This window comes from Pseudomonas sp. S1_E05, assembly GCF_056337105.1.
This window is the reverse complement of sequence record NZ_JBFRHM010000001.1, coordinates 5,369,983-5,392,244: the sequence shown is the minus strand read 5'-3', so window position 1 is coordinate 5,392,244 and position 22,262 is coordinate 5,369,983. Positions and strand designations below refer to the sequence as shown.

Genomic DNA, 22,262 nt, shown 5'->3' with positions numbered 1-22,262 from the left:
TCAGTGGACCGTGACCTGGCCAAGCGCCGGTTTTTGCTCCTGGGCCTGATGTTGCGGTGCGTAGACCTGAGTGAAGCGTACCGGTGGCAGATTGAACTGCCCCTTTTGTGAGAAACGCACCAGATGCCGCAGGCGCAGCTCGCCGCTCAGGGCATCCACGGGAACCGCATAGGTCATCTGCCCCGGTTCGAACCGCGCCTTCTCCAGCGCCGTCGGTTCGCTACCTGCCTTGCCCAGTAACTTGATACCCCAGGTGGTTCGCTCGACATCCGCACCCGGCGGCAGCGGCACTTCGAGCATGCCGTAGCGCAGCGGTTTGGCGGCTTTGCTGGTGATGATCACTTCGTCCAGGTACAGGCTGTCGCTGGACAACGGCTGCGGGCCGACGGCTTCGAGCTTGAAGGTGAAGGCTTCGTCACCCGGCACCAGTCGCGACAGGCGGCGGGTAATGCTCACCGCCATCGGGTCAAGCGCCGGCTGTTGGGTCTGATAGCTCAGCATCGCGCGCAGCGGACGTTCCTGGGTGCCGCTCAGAGACAGCACACTCGGCACGGGCGCAGGGCCCTGCCACGTCCAGAACATCTCGCCGCTGGCACCGTAGCGTTTCTTCCAGCCTTCGCCTGGCGCCAGCGCAATGGTCGGCGACGCCTGCTCGATGCTGCGCTGCAGCCAGGTCAGCGCCAGTGCCCGCTCCAGGGTCGACTGCTGCGGTAACAGACGCTGCAACAACGCTTGTGCGCGGCTCTGATCGAAGGCCTGCAACGACAGGTTCAAGGCCTCGGCAAACGGCTGCGAGCTGACCGCCAGACGCTGTTGCGCCTCCGTCAGGCGGCGGTTGAACGCGTCCGGCAGATTGACTTTCGCCTGCCTGGCCAACGCGGCGGTCAATGTACGCGCTGCCGCCAGCCCCAAGGCCGAATCCGGGTCGCTCATGACCAGGCTGTCTTCACCATCCTCCATCGGGTTCGCGGCATGGCCCTCGCCTGCTGCGGCGAGATCGTCCATCAAGCCGCTGAGCAAGGTGTTGACCGGCAATTGCATCTGTTTGGCAAACGACAGAATCAGCGCCCGTTGCAACAACGGCGTGTTCCTGGCCTGTTTGGAGTAGACCTCCAGTACTCTCTGCCAATGCTCCGGCGGCAGGCTCAGCTCCAACGCTTTGCTCGCATGCCAGTCGGCGTAGTAGGCATACGCAGTGAGGAAGGCATCCGGTTCGCCGTCCATGCCCCACCAGGTAAAACTCGCCGATGGCCCGGCCATTTGCACCAACCGCAGACGGCTGTTCTGCATGATCAGGCGCAAGCGATCACGAATCTGCGGGTTCGACGCCAGTGTCGGATAGGCAATGCTCAACGGCAGCAAACGGCTGGCGGTCTGCTCGACGCCGCCGTACGGGTAGCTCAGCAGATCGTCGAGCGCCGAACGGAACAGCGCTTGCGGGCTGTCGTCCAGCCGCAGGCGAATGTCCGTCGCATCGCTCGGCACATTCAACGCAGTATCACCGCTGGTGGCGTCCAGGCTTTGGCTCTGCGTGACCTGCCAGCCGTTACCGCTCAACGCCAGGTTCACGGCCAGGGCATCCACGGTTTTGCCATCCTGGACCAGCTCGGCGCGCCACTCGCCATCGCTCAGGGCAAACGCTGGAAGCGCGACGTAGTTGATGCCGTTGCTCAGAGTGACCGGCAAGCGCTGTTCGCTGCCGGCGTAATGGATCAGCAACTCGGCCTTGACCGGTTGCTCGGCCTGGCTGAACGCGAACACACCAAGATCCGGTTTGTCGCCATTACGGAACCGGGTCGGACCGCTCCACTTCAGGTACAGCGGCTTCTCCGAACGCACGAACTGCTTCTTCTGCCCAACCTGCCCGTCATCGGCAATGGCCCGGGCGGTGATGCGCCAGCGGGTCAACGAGTCGGGCATGGTGAAGGTGAAGCGGGTTTTGCCACTGGCGTCGGTGACCAGTTCCGGCTGCCACGCAGCGGTGTCGACGTCTTCGCGACGCGGGCGCTCCAGTACTTTTACACCGCGCTCGCTGCGATTGGCCTTGCCCGGCGCACCAAGGCTACCCGGCAACGCAACGTCGTAGCTGATGAACGACAGACTGGCGCTGGTACGCACGTTGTTACGCCGTGGGTGGTAGAAGAACTGGTCGATGCTGGGCGCGACTTCCGGTTGCAGCGCGTAGACCATTTCATCGACCACACTGACCGTCAGGTGCGCCGCAATCGGCTTGCCGGCGAATGCAGCGGTGAGGTCCACCGACACGGTTTCACCTGGCTGATAGGCCTCTTTGTCGGTCGCGATGGCGACGTCGATCTGCGGCGCGATCACTTTGATGCCGGCGTTCTGGAAGCTGTACTGACCACCCTTGGTGTACAGCACGGAGAAAGTCAGGTTCGGCGCGAAATTATCCTTCACGGGAATACGCGCGCGGTATTGGGTGTCGCTGAGTTTTTCCATCTTCAGCCAGTCGCCGCCCTTGGACATCAGCGCCGTGGCCTCGACCTTGTCACGCTCCAGGGAAAGCAAGGCATCACTGACCGGCTCCGGGAAAGTGATCAGCGCCAGGGCCTCGTCACCTGCGTTGTACTCGGCTTTGTCGAGGACGATTTCCACGGTCCCGGGTACCGCCTTGATGCCGTCACCGGTGACCGAATGGCCGGTAGCGCCGACCACCCGCCCATGCTCGTCTTTCAACGTCAGGTTGTAGGTGCCTGGCCGTTCGAAAGCCAGGGTAAAGCCCTGGTCGCTGGCCGTGAGTTTGCCCTCACCGGTGCTCTGGTCTTCCAGGCGCACCCAGCTGTAAGCGCTCGGCGTCAACGCCTTGCCCTGCTCGCTGCCGCCTTCATTGAGGTAGTTGAAAACCACCTTGTCACCCACCGCACTGAAGCGTTGCGGCGCGCTTAACCGGAAGGTCGCGGCACCACGATCGATGAGGATTTCCTTGGTGGTCTTGACCCGATACGCCGCGCCATCGCTGGCGAACACGGTGAGCATGTAGCGGCTCGGTTTGTCGGTCGCCGGCAGGTCGAGGGTCGCAGTGCCCTTGGCGTCCGAGGTCAGTTCGGCGCTGGTGAGCTCCACCGGGAATTGCCCGAGGTATTGCAGCTCGTTGTCGACCATCGACAGTTGTTGCGCACGCAGGCTCAGGCTCAACTTGGCGTTGGCCACCGGCTTGCCGTCCGGATAGAGCAACACCAGGTTGCCCTTCACCGGCTCGCCGGTGCGGTAATCCTGTTTTGCCAGGTTCAGGGCAATTTCGAAGTGCGGCTTGATGTATTCGGCGACACGGAAGGCGCTGCTGTAGGCCTGATCCTTGTAGTTGAAACGCAGCTCATAACCACCGGCCACCGCGTTCTCCGGCAACTGGAAACGGCCCTGGGTGCCCGCCTTCGAATCCAGCTTGAGTGCCAGCGATTGCAGCGCGGTGCCCGTGGCGTCGAGCACGGTCAGGTTGACGTCGGCGGCGCCGGGCGCCACCGAGTCACGAGCGTTTTTGAACTCGCGCCCAACGATCTTCAGCGACACCCAATCCCCCGGCCGATACAGCGGCCGATCGGTAAAGGCATAGAGCTTGGTGTCGTAGATTTCGCTGTCGTAATAGAAGTTCTCGGAGACGAACACCCCGCCCTCTTCGTCCTCGCCGATCACGAACGAACGCTCGGGGCTGACGTGTTTCAAACGCAGCAGGCCATCGGCGTCGGTCGCGCCGCTGCTCATCACGCCCAGGCCATCTGTCCACAGCACATCCACCTTGGGCACCGAACTGCCTTCGTGTTTGCGCGCCGCCCATACCAGCAGTTCATCACCGGCAATCTTGCTCACCGCCACGGTGTTGGAGACGAACACCATGGTGGTGGCGCGGTACTTGCCGATCAGCGCTTCCACCAGGTACAGGCCCGGTTTGAGGTTGCCCAACGGAATGTAGACGTTACCCGGTGCGACGCTGACGAACTCACTGGACGAGCCGGCCAGGTTGACACCGGGTGGTGGCTGGATCGGCTTGGCTTGCCACAGCGGGTAGCGGAACTGGCTGACCACCGGCAAGCCCGGTATCAGGGCGAATTGCGGTTGCGCGTCGTAAGGTGTCGGCGCGGCGATCGCGGCGCCCATCTTCAACTCAGGCACCTCTTCGGTGACCTGCTGACGGGATTCGTAGGAAAACGCCCGTTGCATCACCCGACGGGATTTGCGGTACCAGTTGTCCCACAGGTAAGCGAGGGTGTTGGACAGGCCCTCGCCCTTGAACTGACCGTCGCTGACCACCCGATGCAGGTTCTTCTGGCGCTTGAGGAAGTCCAGTGGCTTGTCGATGCGGTAGACACGAATATCGGCGCCGCCGTAGGGCTCCATGCGGAAACGACGATAGTCGCGACCCGGCGCTTCAAGGCGCACCATCGCCTGTTCGTCGCTGGCAAAACTGCTGTCGGCCAGCAGGAAGAAACTTTCACCGGCCACCGGCGTGTAGCCGCTCGGCTCAACGGTGTCTTCGGCGTGGGCCAACGGCACCAGCAGCGCCAACAACAAAGAAATTCGTGAGCAAATGCGCAGCATGCGGGCACCGGTCATTGGGTGAGAAAATTCAGTCGATAGACGCCGATGAAGTTGGGGTTGGCTGCATCGGGTATCCATCGGGTGTCCTTCCATGTCATGAGTTGTTGCAGGCTTGCCGAGCGCATGCCGTTGTCAGTAGGGGTGGTGGTGCCGGTGTGGTAGGCGATGTAGCGGCCCATCCAGATCATCAGGTGCTGGTCGTCACCCTGATCGAAAAACATCAGGTCGCCGGGCCGCGCTTGCGTCACGTCACGGCCCACCAGGTGGCTGTTGAACTGGATCAGTTTGATCGCATTCACATACGGCCCGATCTTGCCGCCGCCCTGTTGCCATTGCTGCGCCAAACCGCGCTGGGCCTCGCTCAATTGCATTTCCGGTGGCAGGTAGCGGTTGGACAGGCCATTGCTGCGCAGCCATTTGTCGTCGTGCACCTTCAGCGCTTCGTTGGCGGCAAAACGGACCAGGCCCGCGCAGTCCTGCTGAAACCAGCGAGGGCTGGGCCCCTGGCTCAATTGTTCCTGGGCGATGCGCACAAACCAGGCGCGGAAGACCTGGGATTGCTGCGGATCGAGTGCGGCCGCCTCATTGGCGAATGCGCGACCGCCCAGCAACAGCGCCAGCAGGCCGAGGCTGCGGATAAGCGACTTCACAGCGCCTTCCACTCCAGTGGCAGCCATTGCCAGTGACCGTCAGGCTCGCTGCCTTCTGGCAGGGTCAGCGCATATTTGCCGTAGCCGCCGAACTTGCGCAGCTTGGGGATCAAGTAGGTTTGTGCGGCGTTGTAGAACACCGGTTCCATGTCTTGCGGCAGGCTGTCGAGGGTTTCGCGCTGCATCAGTTGCGCCATGGAATCGGGGCCGAAATAGACCGGCATCAGCAGGTCCTTGGGCACCACGTCGGCCATTGGCGGGAAGTGCTTGTCGAGGGTGTCGAGCGCCTTGCCCACCAGCTTGTCGTCGAGGGAAAACAACAGGGTCGAGCCATGGCGCGCCAGGCTGACTTTCATGAACGCCTTGCCCGTGATCGCGTCGGGGTTCTCGGCGTCTTTGGCCTTGTACGGGCCAAAATTGGAGCTGACCTGACGCACCCACTGATGGCTGGCGCCTTCCTGCTTCTCCGCTATCGGGAATACTTTATCTTCGACATTGCCCTCATAGGCGCCGACCATCGAGCCGAACAGCGTGCCCAACTCGCCGTCGAGACTGGCGTTGTCTTTGTCGTTGAGGCTGGCCACCAGCAGCGGCGTGTACAACCGCGAATCGGCGTACCAGCAGAGCCCGGCGGCGCCCGCCAGCTGTTCGGTCAGCGCCTGGGCGACCTTTTCCTCGGCACCCAACTTCACCAGCAGGGGCCTCTGCTGCTCGGCGGCCAGTGGCAGCGCCACGCAGGCGCTGGCGCCCATCGGCATGGCTTGCCAGATCGGCTTGAAGTCGAAGTCCGGCTGGTTCTCCAGCTCGTCCATGGCCAGGTAGCTGTGCCAGCCCTTGTCGTCCATGTCAAAACGCAATCCGGCGAAGTTGGGGATGAAGCGTTGATACCCCATGGCCAGGACGCTGGCATTGACGGCCAGGCGTTGCTTCACTTCGGGTGCACGAGGGGCGAGGCCAAAGGCTTCAGGGAACAGTTTGTCACCGCTGAGCAAGGCGCCAATGGCTTGCGTCGAGACGTTGCCCGGCTCCTGCTGCTCGCCGGATTGCGCGTCATAGAGTTTCGTCGGGTTGGACAGCACCACCAGTTTGTCGCCATGGGAAGCGAACAACAGCGCCTTGCTGGCGCTATAAGTCAGTTGATAAAGCGCCACATCGTCGGCCCCGACTTTCACGTCGCCGACCTTGCTCAACTGCGTATCGTCCAGCGCCACTTTCGCCAGTGGTTCCAGCACCTTGGCCAGGCCACCGCGATCCATCACCAACAAGAAGTCCTTCAGGCGGCCATCCGCCCCGCGCCACAGTGCCACGTCTGCCGGTTGGTCGAAGAGTTGTTCGATCAGGCTGTCCTGCAACTTCAGGTCATGCTCATAGATGATCCGCCGCAGACTGCCGATCAGGCCGAGGCGATCGGCATGGGTTTGGTAATAGAAGACGAAATCTTCCGTCAGGGTTTCCTTCAGGAAGGGCACCGCCAGCAAGTCCTTGGGCAACTGGCTCAAGGAGTGGGTTTCGAGCAGGCCGTCCGGGCGGCTCATGCCCAGTTTGTCGCTGGCCAGTTGTGCGGCTGGCAACTTGGGCTTGTGCAGGAACCAACCCAGCCCGCCCGCCACGCCGGCCACCAGGCACAAGCCAATCAGCAACGCCGGCCAGCGGCGGGGAATCTTGCCGGCAGGTGCTTCGGCGGCCGGGGTAACAGTGTTATCGCTCATGTTCACAAAGCCCAATTCATCCGTGGAGCGGGATGCTTAATAGTTGAATGTCTTGACCAGCAGCAGGTCACCGATGGCGCGCAGGGGGACGACGAAGGTCTCGCGTTTTTCGTCGACGGTGTTCTCGTTGAGCACCAGATTGATCTGCGAGGTGATCACCTCGTTCTGGTTGCTGGTCTCATCGAAGTTATAGCCGCCGCTGCCGAAGTTGCCCCAATAGTTCACGTAGACCAGATAGGTGCCGCGCATGGGAGCGGTCATGGTGAACATCTCGGGGCCCGGGCCGTCGACGCCGTCCGGGTCCAGGCCGCCACCATTGGTCAATGCCGTGTGGGCAAAAAACGCATGCTGGCCGTCCGGGGTAATGATATGCAGGTCGAGTTCGGCTTTGGGGTCGTCCCAACCCAGCACCACGCGAATTCGGGCCGGGGTGCGCAGGTTATTGGCTTCATAGAACTGAACACGCCTGAGCGACTGGCCCTCGGCGCTGCGCACTTCGACGCTGTTGGAGCCCGCGCCAAAGGCGTACGGCCGGGCGAAACGGCCCGTATCGTCGGTGTAAAGGTTCAATGGGTTGCCGTTGACCGCCAGCGTATGCGGCCCGCGCTGGCGGCCGATGGCCTTGAGCTGACCTTCGATCATCGTGCGATTGCGCTGCACGCCCCGGGCAATGGGTGGCGTGGGGTAGGCCACTCGAGGGTTTTCACTGCGATCGAGCAAGCCGTTGTAACGCCAGCCGCCCACCGGCTCGGACAACTCGGCCGTCGGCCCGGCCCAGGCTGCCGATGCAGCTACCAAGCCCAGGCCCATCAGCACCAGAATGAATGAACGCATGTGACGCCTCCTGCCATGCACAACGAAACCTTGCACCCGATCCTCGGCGCGTTACAGAGGCAAAACCTGCGTTTCGTCAGAAAGCCCCATGACCGTTGGGTCAGGGAAGGCGCGAAGGTTAGCCATTTGGTGGCTTTTTAACAATTGGTGGCCTTCTTAAATGCGGCCCCGTTCACGTCTGTTGCTGGACGGTGAGCCGAATAAAGCGATTATTCGGCTCATCTCAACCCGGAGCGAAGCGCCATGGCACCGCAATGGATCTGGCAGCAACCGGATTGGCCCAATACCCTGTTGTTGGGCCATCCTTCTCGCGATGTCGGTGTGTCAGTCAACATTGAGCTGCAAGACACTCCGCTATCGCGAGCAAGCTCGCTCCTACAGGGGAAGGGTCGCGATTCACACCCGTCAATTTGCCCATAACCCCCCTATCTGCTAGTGTCCCGCCGGTTTAACGTCAACCGGAATTAGCCGCCATGGCCCGCAAAAAAGCTGCACTGGATTTCGAACAATCCCTCGCCGACCTGCAAACGCTGGTGGAGCGACTGGAGAACGGCGAATTGTCGCTGGAAGACTCGCTGACGGCTTTCGAGCAAGGCATCGGTCTGACCCGTGATTGCCAGGCGGCGCTGGCCCAGGCCGAGCAGAAAGTGCAAGTGCTGCTCGAGCGAGACGGCGAACTGGCTGAAGAACCTTTCGACGCGGACCAGCCAGAATGATTGCTGCGTACTCCGCGACCAGCCAGGCCCGCGTCGACGCGGCACTGGAAAGACTGTTCACCGCGCCGAGCCCTGAGCTGGCACGGCTTTACGAAGCCATGCGCTACAGCGTGATGAACGGCGGCAAGCGCGTTCGTCCATTGCTGGCCTATGCCGCTTGCGAAGCGCTGGGTGGCAAGGCCGAGCAAGCCAACGGCGCCGCTTGCGCAGTTGAACTGATCCACGCCTATTCCCTGGTGCACGACGACCTGCCGGCTATGGACGACGACGATCTGCGTCGCGGCCAGCCGACCACCCACAAGAAATTCGACGAAGCCTGCGCGATTCTCGCCGGCGACGGCTTGCAGAGCCTGGCCTTCAGCGCTTTGTTGGATCCGGACCTTAGCTCGGTCGATGCCCAAATCCGCCTGCAAATGGTCAGCGCGCTGGCATTGGCCGCAGGTCCCGCGGGCATGGTTGGCGGTCAAGCCATCGACCTCGGTTCGGTGGGTTTGAAGCTTGACCAGAAAGCCCTCGAATACATGCACCGGCACAAGACCGGCGCGCTGATCGAGGTCAGCGTCAAACTCGGTGCCCTGGCCAGCGGCCGTGCCGAAAAAGACGAACTGAAGTCGCTGAAGACTTATGCACAGGCCATCGGCCTGGCGTTCCAGGTGCAGGACGACATTCTCGACGTCGAAAGCGATACCGAGACCCTGGGCAAACGCCAGGGTGCCGACATCGCCCGCGACAAGCCGACCTACCCGGCCTTGCTGGGGCTCGACGCGGCCAAGGCCTACGCCTTGGAACTGCGCGATCAGGCGCTGCACGCGCTGCGACCGTTTGACGCGGACGCAGAACCATTGCGCGACTTGGCCCGGTATATCGTCGGCCGCCGCAGCTGACGGCGTATCGGCCAAAAAAGACCAACGCGTGGGCAGGGGGCGATGCATCAGGTAAACTGCCGCATCTTTTATACCTATAACGATTCGCCTGATGCCCACGACGTTTCATGAGATTCCCCGCAAGCGCCCGACCACGCCCCTGCTCGACCGCGCCAACACGCCGGACGGCCTGCGCCGGCTAGGTGAAGCCGAGCTGGAAACCCTGGCCGATGAGTTGCGCCTGGAATTGCTCTACACGGTCGGCCAGACCGGTGGGCATTTCGGTGCCGGCCTGGGCGTCATCGAGCTGACCATCGCGCTGCATTACGTCTTCGACACCCCGGACGACCGGCTGGTGTGGGACGTCGGTCATCAGGCCTATCCGCACAAGATCCTCACTGGCCGTCGCGAGCGCATGGGCACGCTTCGCCAGAAGGACGGCGTAGCCGCCTTTCCGCGCCGCTCCGAGAGCGAGTACGACACCTTTGGCGTCGGTCACTCCAGCACCTCGATCAGCGCCGCGCTGGGCATGGCCATTGCCGCTCGCCTGCAAAACAGCGAGCGCAAGGCGATTGCGGTGATCGGCGACGGCGCGTTGACCGCCGGCATGGCCTTCGAGGCGCTGAACCACGCGCCGGAAGTGGACGCCAACATGCTGGTGATCCTCAACGACAACGACATGTCGATTTCGCGCAATGTCGGTGGCCTCTCGAACTACCTGGCGAAAATCCTTTCCAGCCGCACCTACGCCAGCATGCGCGAGGGCAGCAAAAAGGTCCTGTCGCGCCTGCCGGGCGCCTGGGAAATCGCCCGCCGCACCGAAGAATACGCCAAGGGCATGCTGGTCCCCGGCACCCTGTTCGAAGAGTTGGGCTGGAACTACATCGGTCCTATCGACGGCCACGACCTGCCGACGCTGATCGCCACCCTGCGCAACATGCGTGACCTCAAGGGCCCGCAGTTCCTGCACGTGGTCACCAAGAAAGGCAAAGGCTTCGCCCCGGCGGAAGTCGACCCGATCGGTTACCACGCGATCACCAAGCTTGAGCCGGTCGATGCCCCGGCCACTGCGCCGAAAAAGGCCGGCGGGCCAAAGTATTCCGGTGTGTTCGGCGAATGGCTGTGTGACATGGCCGCCGCCGACCCTCGCCTGGTGGGCATTACCCCGGCGATGAAGGAAGGCTCCGACCTGGTGGCGTTCAGCGAACGTTTCCCGCTGCGTTATTTCGATGTGGCGATTGCCGAGCAACACGCCGTGACCCTCGCCGCCGGCATGGCTTGCGAAGGCGCCAAACCGGTGGTGGCGATTTACTCGACGTTCCTGCAACGCGGTTACGATCAGTTGGTGCACGACGTCGCGGTGCAAAACCTCGATGTGCTGTTTGCCATTGACCGCGCCGGCCTGGTAGGCGAAGACGGCCCGACCCACGCAGGCAGTTTTGACCTGTCGTTCCTGCGCTGCATTCCCGGCATGCTGGTGATGACCCCAAGCGACGAAAACGAACTGCGCAAGATGTTGACGACCGGCCATCTGTACAACGGCCCGGCGGCGGTGCGCTATCCGCGCGGCACCGGCCCGAACGCAACCATCGAGAAAGACCTGCAACCGATCGAGATCGGCAAGGGGGTGGTTCGTCGCCGCGGTCAAAAAGTCGCGCTGCTGGTGTTCGGCGTACAACTGGCCGAAGCCCTGAAAGTCGCCGAGACGCTGGACGCGACCGTGGTCGACATGCGTTTCGTCAAACCGCTGGATGAAGCCCTCGTGCGCGAAATCGCCGGCAACCACGATCTGCTGGTGACCATCGAGGAAAACGCGATCATGGGTGGCGCCGGTGGCGCGGTCAGCGAATTCCTCGCCCAGGAAAACATCCTCAAGTCGATCCTGCACCTGGGCCTGCCGGACACGTATGTCGAGCACGCCAAACCGGCGCAGATGCTGGCTGAGTGCGGCCTGGATGAAGCGGGGATCGAGGCGTCGGTGCGCAAGCGCCTCGCATTGTTGAACACTTAAATTTCACACCCAATACAAAACCTGTGGGAGCGGCGGTGCGACGGTTCGACATTTGTTTTTAGTGCCAAATGGATTACCCATGAACCTCCCCCGCCTCGCCCTGGCGTTGACCCTCGTGCCATCCGCCCCGCTGCTGGCCGACACCTTCGAACGCGACCAGGCCCTCAAGCTGCCAGACGTGTTGATCAGCGCCAATCGCCAGGTCGAGGCACGCAATGACAGCAGCGCCGCCAATACCGTATTTACCCGCGAAGACATCGACCGCCTGCAACCGAGCAGCGTGACTGATCTGCTGCGACGCGTGCCGGGCGTGCAGGTTGGGCAAACCGGCGGTCGCGGCAGCCTGCCGGGCGTCTACATTCGCGGCACCAAATCGGCACAGAGCCTGGTATTGGTTGATGGCCAACGCATCGGCAACTCGACCTCCGGCGACAGCAACCTGCAACACATCAACATTGAGCAGGTCGAGCGCGTCGAAGTGCTGCGCGGCTCGCGCTCGGTGATCTACGGCAGTGACGCGATTGGCGGGGTGATTCAGATATTCACCCGACGCGGTGGCGAGCAGGGCCTGCAGCCGCGCCTTCACGTGGGTTGGGGCAGCAACCAGACCTGGGAACGCAGCGTGGGCTTGTCCGGAGGTGACGAGCAAACCCGTTTTAATCTCGGCGCCAGTCTCGATGAAACCGCCGGGATCGATCGCACCCGGGAGTCCTATCCCAACGATGGCGATCATGATGAGTACCGCAACAAATCCATCAGCCTTTCCTTGAGCCATGCGGTCAACGAAGACCTGGAAGTGGGCGCCAACCTCCTGGATAACCGCGGTAAAAGCGCGTTCGACAGCCCCTTTGTCCAGCAGCAACCCTACAACCGCTTCACCGTCAGCAGCCTGAGCAGTTACATCGATGGGCGTGTCAACGAACGGTGGAAAACCCGAGTCGAATTCGGCCACAGCGAAAACCGTGAAAAAACCTTCGATGAGCTCAGCGACGAACGCAGCGTATTCAACACTTACCGCGATTCGGTGACCTGGCAGAACGACCTCACGCTCGACGCCCGCAACAGCCTGATCCTGGGCGGGGACTGGTACGAGGACCGCATCAACAGCAGTACTGCCTTCGATGAAGACAGTCGCTGGAACCGTGCTGCGTTTGTGCAACATCGCTTCGAGGCCGACAGTTTTTCCACGGAACTGGGCCTGCGCCGCGACCAGAACCAGCAGTTCGGTAGCCAGAACAGTTGGAGCGGCACCGTCACCCTGCCGCTGAACGCGGACAATGACCTGCTGCTGACCTACAGCGAGGGCTTCCGCGCCCCGACCTTCAACGACCTGTACTACCCGGATTTCAGCAACCCGGACCTCAAGCCGGAAACCTCGAAAAGCTACGAGCTGCAATGGCGCAGCCAACTGACCGATACCAGCCGGCTCGAAGCCTCGCTGTACCGCACCGACCTCAAGGACGCGATCATCTTCGGCAGCAACAATCGCCCGCAGAACGTCGCCTCGGCGCGGATCAACGGCTTTGAGGCGGGATTAAAGCAAGAACTGTTCGGTTGGCAGAGTAATCTCGGGGTCGCGATCATCGACCCGCGCGACCGCGACAGCGGCCACACCCTGGCCCGGCGTGCGCGACGCACCTTGAGCCTGGACCTGGACCGTCAGTTCGGTCGCCTGGGTCTCGGTGCCAGTTGGCAAGCGGTGAGCAGCAGTTTTGACGATGAGAACAATCTGCAGCCGCTGGGAGGCTACGCGCTGCTGGGACTGCGCAGCAGTTGGGCGCTCAATCGCGAAGTCACGCTGGAGCTGAAGGTGGATAACCTGCTGGACAAGGGTTACAGCCGGGCGCTTTACAGCCATGACGGCGGTGAGTACGGGTATCGTGAGGAAGGTCGGGCGTGGATGTTCGGGGTGACCTGGACGCCGCAGCTCTGATCCGGATTGTTCGGTGTATTGACTGGCCTCATCGCGGGCAAGCCCGCTCCTACAGATTTCAAGAGCGCCACAACCCCCTGTAGGAGAGAGCTTGCTCGCGATAGCCGCACCTCGGTTCAACGGTCAGGCGCAATCACCCGGCACAACCTGGCCGTCGCCTCAACCATCTGCCCACTCGGCCGCTCCAGGCCTTTGTCAGTCACCAGCAGCAACCTGTCACCCGCCACCGCAGCCACCTGCGGCCAGGCCCGCCACGCATTGAGCTGCGCCTGATCACCGGCCAGGATCACCTCGGGATTACGCTGCAACACGGCCTCGACACTGACCTGCGGCGCCGGCAGCGTCAGGTCGGCGAACACGTTGCGTGCCCCGCAAACCTGAAGCGCATCACTGATGATCTGTCCGCCGCCGACGGTATACAGCGGGCGATCCCAGACCTGATAAAACACTCGCAGTGGCTCATCACGCCGATACCGCTGGCGCAGCGATGCCAGGCGTTCGCGCAAGCCGCTGGCCAATGAAGCGCCACGCTCGGGTCGACCCAGTTGCACGGCAATGGATTCGATTTGCGCGGTCATTTGCTCAAGGTCGTGCGGTTCGGCGACGTAGGTGGGGATACCCAGGCGCTTGAGCTGGTCACGTTGGGCCGGACCCACGCTGCCAGGCCAAAGCAGCAGCAAGTCGGGTTGCAGGCTGAGCAGGCGCTCGATGTTCAATTGGCCATAACGACCCACGGACGGCAGCGACCTGATTTCAACCGGGCGCTCTCCAGCATCCAGCACACCAACGAGAAGGTCGGCGGAGCCCAGTTCAATCACGACTTCGGATAATGACGGCGCAAGGCTGACGACACGCTCGGCAGCGCTGGCCAAACCGCTGGCAGCCAGTAACAGAACCGCCAGCCAGGCACGCGGCATCAGCTGAGTTGACGCGGGATGCGGTAGAGGTAAAACAGCACGGCAGTCGAAATGGCCAACAGCACCAGGGGCACCGCCTCCAACCCTACGAACACGGCCAGAGCGCCGATCCAGGCGGGCAGGCCAGCCGCGAGAAAGGCCGCGCGACGTCGGGCGGCCAGGATGATCCAGGCAGCGGGCTCTTCAGGCGTATCGAGGGCTTTTCCGGTGGCAATCAATGCATGTTTGTAGCGATTGAAAAACTTCAAGCTGACAAACATCGATGCCATGCCGGCGATGAACATTGGCATCGCCAGCACCGGCAGAAATGGCTCACTGGTGCCAAACACGCCATTGATCACGAACAGTGGCAACAGACCCAGCGCCAGGTATTGCCACCAACTGACGGCCAGTCGCCGTCGCACTTGGCCACGGGTCACGCCCGATCTACCTCGCCCTGGTGCTCGTTCCCCATCATATGGTCGAGCTTTGTCGCCTTGGTCGCCAGATAGAGTTTGTTGTGCGGGTTATGGCCGGTGTGCAGCGGCACACGCTCGGCGACCACGATGCCCATGTCGGTCAGGGCTTTGACCTTGCGCGGGTTGTTGGTCATCAGGCGCAGGGACTTCACCCCCATGTGTTCAAGCATCGGCAGGCACATGGCGTAGTCACGCTGGTCGGCGGCGAAACCCAGGCGCTCGTTGGCTTCCACGGTATCGGCACCGCCATCCTGCAATTCATAGGCGCGGATCTTGTTCAAAAGACCGATGCCCCGGCCTTCCTGGCGCAGATACAGCAATACGCCACGGCCTTCACGGGCGATGGCCCGCAGCGCGGCTTCGAGTTGCGAGCCGCAGTCGCAGCGCTGGCTGAACAGAGCGTCACCGGTCAGGCATTCGGAGTGCAAACGCCCGAGTACCGGCGTGCCGTCGTCGAACTCACCCAGGCTCAGCACGACGTGCTCTCGCCCACTTTCCTCATCGAGGAAACCATGCATGGTGAATTGCGCAAAGGGCATTGGCAGCTTGCAAGCGGCGACAAAAACGACGGACACCGGGGTGCTCCTGATCTAGGTACTGGAGTTTCACAGAGGCGGCATTGTAACAGCACGTTCCGAGAGACGCTTAGGCTGAATTATGGGGCATAACGATCCAAATGTTTGATCGCTGCTCGCTCATCGCTGTCTGTAGGAGCGAGCTTGCTCGCGATGGCGGTGTGTCAGGCGACTACAACGCCGACCGAAAGACCGCCATCGCGAGCAAGCTCGCTCCTACAGGGATGGCGGGCTATTCAAAGGGGTATGGCTGCTTCCAGCGCTCGAAGATCGGTTTCAACTGGCCGTTTTTCACCAACAAGTCCATACGTTGGTCGAACAGCGCCATCAATTTTCGCGCCTTGGGGTTGTCGGCAAAGCACAAGTACAGCGGCAGCTCGGCAACGTGCGTACGCCGGAAAAGCGACGGGTCCTTGGCCCGGCGGATCACGTAATCCACCTCTGTCAGCGCGTCGATGTAGTAGTCCACGCGGTTGTGCAGGAGCATCGAAAGAATGCCGGTACGGCGCACGACTTCGTTATAACGAGTCACGTTGGGCAAGCGATCCTGGTAATCGTAGCCACGAACCCAGGCCAGTCGATAATTGCCCAGGGTCTGCGCTGTTGGCACCGGACTGCTCGCCAGGCCCAGGGCATAGATGTGATCGGTATCGAAGTTCCAGCGTGGGTACAGCAGGTCGCTGACTTCCTTATGGTAGGAACCCACGCACGCGTCCACTTCGCCGTGCTGAGCCAGGCCGATGGAGCGGGTGTAGGGTTCGGTGCGGATGTCCAGTTTGACCCCGGCCGGTTCGAACACCTCGCGCAGAACGTCCCAGCCCAGGCCATGGCCGTCGGCGGCGGTGTAGTCCTCCCAGTCTTCGCTGGCCAGATGAATGACCGTGGGCGTCGTCATGTCCTCTCCCGCCTGGGCGAGAGCGCCGAACACCGCAAATACCATCACCGCCAACCAGCGCCGAGCCATCCCAGCCCTCCTTTTCTCGCCAATCAGGCGAAGATCCATACCAACCCTTGCATCGCCAGCCATGCAAACACCCCGGCCAGTACGTCGTCGAGCATGATCCCGACGCCGCCATGCACATGCCGGTCGACCCAGTGTATCGGCCACGGTTTGAGGATGTCGAAGAAACGGAACACGACAAAACCCGCGAGCAACCAGTACCAGCCTTCAGGCACCAGCCAAAGGGTGATCCACATACCGACCATTTCGTCCCAGACGATGCCTTCGTGGTCGTGCACTCGTAAATCGTCGGCCACCTTGCCGCACAGCCAGAAGCCGAACAGCATGGTGATGCCCAACATCAGCCAGTAACCCCAGTCTGGCAACATTTGCCACAACGGGATGAAGGGTAGCGCAACTAGCGACCCCCAAGTGCCTGGCGCCTTGGGCAAGGTGCCCGAACCGAAGCCAAACGCGAGAAAATGCCAGGGATTGCGCCAGACCGACGGCGGAACGAACTCTGCCGGCACCTGTTTGGGATGATCTGTCACGTTGTCTCCCGAAAATGTTGATAACCCCGTGTCTGCGGGGTGATGTCTTGTCCATCGGTATCGAGCAGCACAACGCCCTGCCCCGCTACGACTTGCCCGATCACATGGATTGGCCAGCCATCTGCCAACAGGCGCGGCAACTCGACGGACGGCAAGGTGAAGGCCAGCACGTAATCGTCGCCACCGCTCAGTGCCGCCTCTTGCGCACCAGACGCGCCGAGAAAGGCCACCAAGGCTTTCGACAACGGCAATCGGTCCCGTTCAACCTGAATGCCGACCTTCGACGCAAGCGCGATATGCCCGCAGTCGGCGAGCAGGCCATCGGAGATGTCCAGCGCTGAAGTGGCTTTGCCACGCAGTGCCTGCCCCAGCGCCAGTTGCGGACTTGGCGACCAGTAATGTGCCAGCAGGGCATCGGTGACCTCAGCGGGCGCCGTGCGTTGGCCGAGCACCAGTGGCAACGCGCCTGCGGCATTACCCAGATCGCCGCCAACGCACAACAGATCGCCCACCCGGGCGCCGCTGCGGGTCAACGCCTGGCCGGCCGGCACGCGACCGAACACGGTCACGGTCAGGCTCAACGGCCCGCGTGTGGTATCGCCGCCCACCAGCGCCACGCTGCATTGCTGCGCCATCACGTTCAAACCACGGGCATAGGCTTGCAGCCAATCGGCGGTCACCGTCGGCAAGGTCAGGGCAAGGGTAAAGGCAACGGGCGCGGCGCCCATGGCCGCCAGGTCGCTGACGGCCACGGCCAGCGAGCGCTGGCCGAGCAGAAACGGATCGCAAGGATCGGCAAAATGCACACCGGCCACCAGGGTGTCGGTGGAAATCGCCAGTTGTTCCCCGGCGGGAACAGCCAGCAGGGCGCAGTCATCGCCGATCCCGAGGGCAACACCTTCGCCGCCCTGCGCACAAGGCGCGGCGGCGAAGAAGTTGCGAATCAGCTCAAACTCACCCATCGCAGATGCAAGCGCGGATCAGCGCTTGAACGCCTTCACTTCAGCTTCACGCAGGCTTGGGGCCAGCTTGTCGAGTACGCCGTTGACGAATTTGTGGCCGTCGGTGGAACCGAAGACTTTCGCCAGCTCGATACCTTCGTTGATGACAACGCGGTACGGCACGTCGACGCGCTTGAGCAGCTCCCAGGTGGACAGGCGCAGAACGGCCAGTTCAACCGGGTCCAGCTCTTCGATGGTCAGGTCCAGGCAAGGCTTGAGCGCGGTGTCGATTTCAGTCTTGAACTGCGGAACCCCGTGGAGGATTTCGCGGAAATACGCGCCATCGACATCGGTGAAATCGTTATCGACCCGGAACTGAGCTTCGATCTCGTTCAGCGACTGCTTGGCCATGTGCCATTGATACAGCGCCTGGGTCGCGAGCTGACGAGCTTCGCGGCGCTTGGCGCTTTTCGATGGTTTGCCAGCATCCGCAGGCTTGGGATCGCGCGGGTTGAAACGATCGCTATCGTCGCTAATCACTTGGCCTCCAACTGCGCCAGCAGGCTGACCATTTCCAGAGCGGACAGGGCAGCTTCAGCACCTTTGTTACCGGCCTTGGTGCCGGAACGTTCGATGGCTTGCTCGATGGAATCAACGGTCAGTACGCCGAAAGCGACCGGTACACCGAACTCCATGGACACCTGGGCCAAGCCCTTGGTGCATTCGCCAGCCACATATTCGAAGTGCGGAGTACCGCCACGAATGACCGCACCCAGGGCGATGATTGCCGAGAATTCGCCCTTCTGAGCGACTTTCTGCGCAACCAGCGGAATTTCGAAGGCGCCAGGGGCACGGATGATGGTGATGTCGCTTTCGCTCACGCCATGGCGAACCAGGGCGTCAACGGCACCGCTGACCAGGCTTTCAACGACGAAGCTGTTGAAACGGCCTACTACCAGAGCGTAGCGGCCTTTAGGGGCGATGAACGTACCTTCGATGGTCTTCAGGGTCATTCGATAGATCTCTTAAAGAGCCGGGACGCGTCTAATGCGCGTCCCTCAGTGATATTTGAACCGCGAATACAGGGCCGGGAACAACCGATCCTTATTCGGAGGGCACGTATTCTACAACTTCCAGGTCGAAACCGGATATCGCATTAAACTTCATCGGCGCACTCATCAGGCGCATTTTGCGCACACCCAGGTCCCGCAGGATCTGAGAACCGGCACCGACGATGCTGTAGGTGGTCGGTTTTTTCACGACGGCCTGATCGGTGCTTTCGCGAATATGCGCCAGCAACACGTCACCATCGAGCGGGTGACCGAGCAGCAGTACCACGCCACTGCCGGCTTCGGCTACCGCGGCCATGGCGGCACGCAGGCTCCAGCGGCCGGGTTGCTTGACCATCAACAGGTCGCGCAGCGGGTCCATGTTGTGCACCCGCACCAGGGTTGGCTCCTCGGCGCAGACATTGCCCAGGGTCAGGGCCATGTGCACGTCGCCTTCCACGGAATCACGATAGGTCACCAGGTTGAATTGGCCCAGTTCGCTGTCCAGCGGCTGCTCGGCAATCCGCTGAACGGTACGTTCATGGATCATCCGGTAGTGAATCAGGTCGGCGATGGTGCCAATCTTGATGTTGTGCTCGGCGGCAAAGGTTTCCAGTTCAGCGCGACGGGACATGGTGCCGTCGTCGTTCATCACTTCGCAGATCACGCCGCTTGGCTCGAAACCGGCCATGCGCGCCAGGTCGCAGGCCGCTTCGGTGTGGCCGGCGCGAGCCAGCGTGCCACCGGCCTGGGCCATCAGCGGGAAGATGTGACCTGGGCTGACAATGTCTTCAGCCTTGGCATCCTTTGCAGCCGCAGCCTGCACGGTGCGCGCGCGGTCGGCGGCGGAGATGCCGGTGGTCACGCCGGTGGCGGCCTCGATCGACACGGTGAACTTGGTGCCAAAACCGGAACCGTTGCGCGGCGCCATCAGCGGCAGCTTGAGCAACTCGCAACGCTCGCGGCTCATCGGCATGCAGATCAGGCCACGGGCGTGCTTGGCCATGAAGTTGATGTGCTCGGGCTGGCAGCACTCGGCGGCCATGATCAGGTCGCCTTCGTTCTCGCGGTCTTCGTCATCCATGAGGATGACCATCTTGCCTTGGCGGATGTCTTCAACCAGTTCTTCGATGCTATTGAGCGCCACAGGGCACCCCCTTCTTTCAGGATTTGAGGTAGCCGTTGGCGGCCAGAAAGCTTTCGGTAATGGTGCTTGAAGCGTTTGGCTCGGCGGCCTTGTCGCCCAGCAGCAGACGCTCCAGGTAACGGGCCAGCAGGTCGACTTCCAGATTCACCCGGCGACCCGGCTGGTAAGACGCCATGATCGTTTCGCTGAGGGTGTGCGGGATGATGGTCAGCAGGAACTCGGCGCCATCGACTGCGTTTACCGTCAGGCTGGTGCCGTCGACGGTGATCGAGCCTTTGTGGGCGATGTATTTGGCCAGTTCTTTCGGTGCGCGGATGCGGAACTCCACGGCGCGCGCGTTCTCGGTGCGGGCAACCACTTCACCCACGCCATCGACGTGACCGCTGACCAGATGCCCGCCGAGGCGAGTGGTGGGTGTCAGGGCTTTTTCCAGATTGACGGGACTTCCGCTTTTCAGATCGTTCATGGCGGTACAGTCGAGGGTTTCGCGGCTGACATCTGCTGCAAAACCATTGCCCGGCAGTTCGACTGCAGTCAGGCACACACCGTTTACCGCAATGCTGTCTCCCAGTTTGACGTCGCTCAGATCGAGCTTGCCGGTTTCTACATGTACCCGCACATCTCCGCCTTTTGGGGTCAATGCACGAATACTGCCGATGGATTCGATGATGCCGGTAAACATGGAGTTCTCCTCGAGAACAGGGCCGTCGTGTGGCGCAGCCGGGGATTATACGCTCGCCTTGGGTGCAGGAATGGCAGTGACTCGCCAGTCATCGCCCACCGCGCGAATGTCAGTGATTTTGAGCTCGGGCGCATCCTTCATGTGCACCAGTGGCCAGTCCAGCAGCGGCCTGGCCGTGGACCCGAGAAACTTGCCGGCAATGAAGATCTGGAATTCATCCACCAGGCCTTGTTGAGCGAAGGCACCGGCCAGGCGCGGGCCGGCCTCGACCAACACTTCGTTGACACCTCGACGGGCCAGTTCGACCAGCAACTGATGCAAGTCGACCAAGCCATCGCCGCCGGCCACGATCAGGCACTCCGGACCGTTGGCGTACTGTTCCTCAACGGCCATGCAGGTAGCGACCAGCGCCGGGCCGGCCTTGAAAAACGGCGCATCCAGCGGCACCCGCAGACGGCCATCGATCAACACCCGCAGCGGCGGGCGACTCATGACCTGCGCGGTTTGCCCGGCATCGAGGCCCAGCTCATCGGCGCGCACGGTCAAGCGGGCGTTATCGGCCAGCACGGTATCGGCGCCAGTCAGGACGACGCTGGCCTGGGCACGCAGGCGTTGCACCGCCGAACGTGCGGCTGCGCCCGTGATCCATTGGCTCTCGCCGTTTTCCATCGCCGTGCGGCCATCCAGGCTCATGGCCAACTTGACCCGCACAAAAGGCAGTCCGTGTTCCATGCGCTTGAGGAAACCTTGATTGAGGTGGCGCGCCTCGCTTTCCAGCACGCCACTTTCGACAGCGATCCCGGCCTCTGCCAGGCGCTGCAGGCCGCGTCCGGCGACCGACGGATTCGGGTCCTGCATCGCTGCCACCACGCGGGCGACGCCGGCATTCACCAGCGCATCGGCGCAGGGCGGCGTGCGACCGTGGTGGCTGCACGGCTCAAGGGTCACGTAGGCGGTGGCGCCTTTGGCCTTGTCACCCGCCGCGCGCAGGGCGTGAACCTCGGCATGGGGTTCGCCAGCGCGCTCGTGCCAGCCTTCGCCGACAATCTGCCCATCACGCACCACCACACAGCCGACCCGTGGGTTGGGGTGAGTGGTGTAATGACCCTTGCGCGCCAGTTCGAGGGCGCGAGCCATGTAATGGGCATCGAGGATGGCTTGCTCGGCAGACGCGCTCATTCTTTCTCCGGCTCACTGGCCAGGCGATCGATCTCTTCGCGGAACTCGTTGAGGTCCTGGAAGCGGCGATACACCGAGGCGAAACGGATGTAGGCGACTTCATCGAGCTTTTTCAGCTCGGTCATCACCAGTTCGCCGACTACGAGGGATTTGACCTCGCGCTCGCCGGTGGCGCGCAGTTTGTGCTTGATGTGCACCAATGACGATTCAAGGCGTTCGACACTCACCGGGCGCTTTTCCAGCGCCCGCTGCATGCCCGCACGCAGTTTATCTTCGTCGAATGGCTGACGGCTGCCGTCAGTTTTGATCAGGCGCGGCAACACCAGCTCAGCGGTTTCGAACGTCGTGAAACGCTCGCCGCAGGCCAGGCATTCGCGCCGGCGGCGCACCTGTTCGCCCTCGGCGACCAGACGCGAGTCGATGACCTTGGTGTCGTTGGCACCGCAGAAGGGACAGTGCATGGTGGCAGGCAACAAAAAAAGGGAGGGCCATGGTAGCGCATCCCCGTGGCAAGACAAGCCATAGGGTTTGCGGTATACAGACTGGCAATCGT

At 62.2% G+C, this 22,262-nt stretch carries 20 protein-coding genes; 4 read left to right on the top strand and 16 right to left on the bottom strand.

Annotated features, from left to right (window positions below):
* The 4 genes from AB4N33_RS24910 to AB4N33_RS24895 are packed head-to-tail and all read right to left on the bottom strand — an operon-like array spanning nucleotide 1 to nucleotide 7,747.
* Nucleotides 1-4,569, bottom strand: coding sequence for an alpha-2-macroglobulin family protein (locus tag AB4N33_RS24910; protein WP_476458448.1), 4,569 nt, complete (start codon nucleotides 4,567-4,569; stop codon nucleotides 1-3).
* On the bottom strand, nucleotides 4,566-5,231 hold the full coding sequence (locus tag AB4N33_RS24905; protein WP_476458447.1) for a DUF1175 domain-containing protein: 666 nt from the start codon (nucleotides 5,229-5,231) through the stop codon (nucleotides 4,566-4,568). Before AB4N33_RS24905 ends, AB4N33_RS24910 begins: the two co-directional genes overlap by 4 nt.
* Nucleotides 5,201-6,913 (bottom strand): DUF2138 domain-containing protein, encoded by a 1,713-nt coding sequence (locus AB4N33_RS24900; protein WP_476458446.1) that lies wholly within the window; start codon nucleotides 6,911-6,913, stop codon nucleotides 5,201-5,203. Before AB4N33_RS24900 ends, AB4N33_RS24905 begins: the two co-directional genes overlap by 31 nt.
* A gap of 36 nt (nucleotides 6,914-6,949) precedes the next feature.
* Nucleotides 6,950-7,747 (bottom strand): YfaP family protein, encoded by a 798-nt coding sequence (locus AB4N33_RS24895; protein ID WP_476458445.1) that lies wholly within the window; start codon nucleotides 7,745-7,747, stop codon nucleotides 6,950-6,952.
* Nucleotides 7,748-8,220: 473 nt separating this feature from the next.
* On the opposite strand from AB4N33_RS24895, the gene AB4N33_RS24890 reads away from it, so the two are divergent.
* The 4 genes from AB4N33_RS24890 (at nucleotide 8,221) to AB4N33_RS24875 (ending at nucleotide 13,270) form a co-directional block, all read left to right on the top strand.
* Nucleotides 8,221-8,463 (top strand): exodeoxyribonuclease VII small subunit, encoded by a 243-nt coding sequence (locus AB4N33_RS24890; RefSeq protein ID WP_007894317.1) that lies wholly within the window; start codon nucleotides 8,221-8,223, stop codon nucleotides 8,461-8,463.
* Nucleotides 8,460-9,347 carry a (2E,6E)-farnesyl diphosphate synthase gene (ispA, locus tag AB4N33_RS24885; protein WP_476458444.1) on the top strand — a complete coding sequence of 296 codons (888 nt, stop codon included), beginning with the start codon at nucleotides 8,460-8,462 and terminating at the stop codon, nucleotides 9,345-9,347. Before AB4N33_RS24890 ends, ispA begins: the two co-directional genes overlap by 4 nt.
* 91 nt (nucleotides 9,348-9,438) lie before the next feature.
* The gene (gene dxs / locus AB4N33_RS24880) at nucleotides 9,439-11,337 is read left to right on the top strand and encodes a 1-deoxy-D-xylulose-5-phosphate synthase (protein ID WP_460120497.1); all 1,899 of its coding nucleotides are present in this window, start codon (nucleotides 9,439-9,441) and stop codon (nucleotides 11,335-11,337) included.
* 79 nt (nucleotides 11,338-11,416) lie between these two features.
* Nucleotides 11,417-13,270, top strand: a complete 1,854-nt coding sequence (locus tag AB4N33_RS24875) for a TonB-dependent receptor domain-containing protein (RefSeq protein ID WP_476458443.1) — start codon at nucleotides 11,417-11,419, stop codon at nucleotides 13,268-13,270.
* Nucleotides 13,271-13,386: 116 nt separating this feature from the next.
* On the opposite strand, the gene AB4N33_RS24870 is transcribed toward AB4N33_RS24875, so the two are convergent.
* From AB4N33_RS24870 to nrdR, 12 genes are all read right to left on the bottom strand, one after another.
* The gene (locus AB4N33_RS24870; RefSeq protein ID WP_476458442.1) at nucleotides 13,387-14,187 is read right to left on the bottom strand and encodes a cobalamin-binding protein; all 801 of its coding nucleotides are present in this window, start codon (nucleotides 14,185-14,187) and stop codon (nucleotides 13,387-13,389) included.
* Nucleotides 14,187-14,606 (bottom strand): MFS transporter, encoded by a 420-nt coding sequence (locus AB4N33_RS24865; protein WP_460120491.1) that lies wholly within the window; start codon nucleotides 14,604-14,606, stop codon nucleotides 14,187-14,189. Before AB4N33_RS24865 ends, AB4N33_RS24870 begins: the two co-directional genes overlap by 1 nt.
* A complete protein-coding gene (gene ribA / locus AB4N33_RS24860) occupies nucleotides 14,603-15,220 on the bottom strand; it encodes a GTP cyclohydrolase II (RefSeq protein WP_460120489.1) in 618 nt (205 codons plus the stop codon). The genes AB4N33_RS24865 and ribA overlap by 4 nt, the downstream gene beginning before the upstream one ends.
* 232 nt (nucleotides 15,221-15,452) lie before the next feature.
* Entirely contained in the window at nucleotides 15,453-16,184 is a 732-nt protein-coding gene (locus AB4N33_RS24855; RefSeq protein ID WP_460120487.1) for a substrate-binding periplasmic protein, read from the bottom strand.
* Nucleotides 16,185-16,207: 23 nt separating this feature from the next.
* The gene (locus AB4N33_RS24850) at nucleotides 16,208-16,711 is read right to left on the bottom strand and encodes a phosphatidylglycerophosphatase A family protein (RefSeq protein ID WP_368555575.1); all 504 of its coding nucleotides are present in this window, start codon (nucleotides 16,709-16,711) and stop codon (nucleotides 16,208-16,210) included.
* Nucleotides 16,708-17,673 (bottom strand): thiamine-phosphate kinase, encoded by a 966-nt coding sequence (thiL, locus tag AB4N33_RS24845; protein WP_476458441.1) that lies wholly within the window; start codon nucleotides 17,671-17,673, stop codon nucleotides 16,708-16,710. Before thiL ends, AB4N33_RS24850 begins: the two co-directional genes overlap by 4 nt.
* Nucleotides 17,674-17,691: 18 nt before the next feature.
* Nucleotides 17,692-18,192 carry a transcription antitermination factor NusB gene (nusB, locus tag AB4N33_RS24840; protein ID WP_460140838.1) on the bottom strand — a complete coding sequence of 167 codons (501 nt, stop codon included), beginning with the start codon at nucleotides 18,190-18,192 and terminating at the stop codon, nucleotides 17,692-17,694.
* A complete protein-coding gene (gene ribH / locus AB4N33_RS24835; RefSeq protein WP_224541369.1) occupies nucleotides 18,189-18,665 on the bottom strand; it encodes a 6,7-dimethyl-8-ribityllumazine synthase in 477 nt (158 codons plus the stop codon). The genes nusB and ribH overlap by 4 nt, the downstream gene beginning before the upstream one ends.
* 91 nt (nucleotides 18,666-18,756) lie before the next feature.
* Nucleotides 18,757-19,848 carry a bifunctional 3,4-dihydroxy-2-butanone-4-phosphate synthase/GTP cyclohydrolase II gene (ribBA, locus tag AB4N33_RS24830; RefSeq protein WP_460120481.1) on the bottom strand — a complete coding sequence of 364 codons (1,092 nt, stop codon included), beginning with the start codon at nucleotides 19,846-19,848 and terminating at the stop codon, nucleotides 18,757-18,759.
* A 16-nt stretch (nucleotides 19,849-19,864) separates the two neighbouring features.
* Nucleotides 19,865-20,530 (bottom strand): riboflavin synthase, encoded by a 666-nt coding sequence (locus tag AB4N33_RS24825; RefSeq protein ID WP_460120480.1) that lies wholly within the window; start codon nucleotides 20,528-20,530, stop codon nucleotides 19,865-19,867.
* A 45-nt stretch (nucleotides 20,531-20,575) separates the two neighbouring features.
* Nucleotides 20,576-21,709 (bottom strand): bifunctional diaminohydroxyphosphoribosylaminopyrimidine deaminase/5-amino-6-(5-phosphoribosylamino)uracil reductase RibD, encoded by a 1,134-nt coding sequence (gene ribD, locus AB4N33_RS24820; protein WP_476458440.1) that lies wholly within the window; start codon nucleotides 21,707-21,709, stop codon nucleotides 20,576-20,578.
* Nucleotides 21,706-22,170 (bottom strand): transcriptional regulator NrdR, encoded by a 465-nt coding sequence (gene nrdR / locus AB4N33_RS24815; RefSeq protein ID WP_460120476.1) that lies wholly within the window; start codon nucleotides 22,168-22,170, stop codon nucleotides 21,706-21,708. The genes ribD and nrdR overlap by 4 nt, the downstream gene beginning before the upstream one ends.
* Nucleotides 22,171-22,262 lie beyond the last annotated feature (92 nt).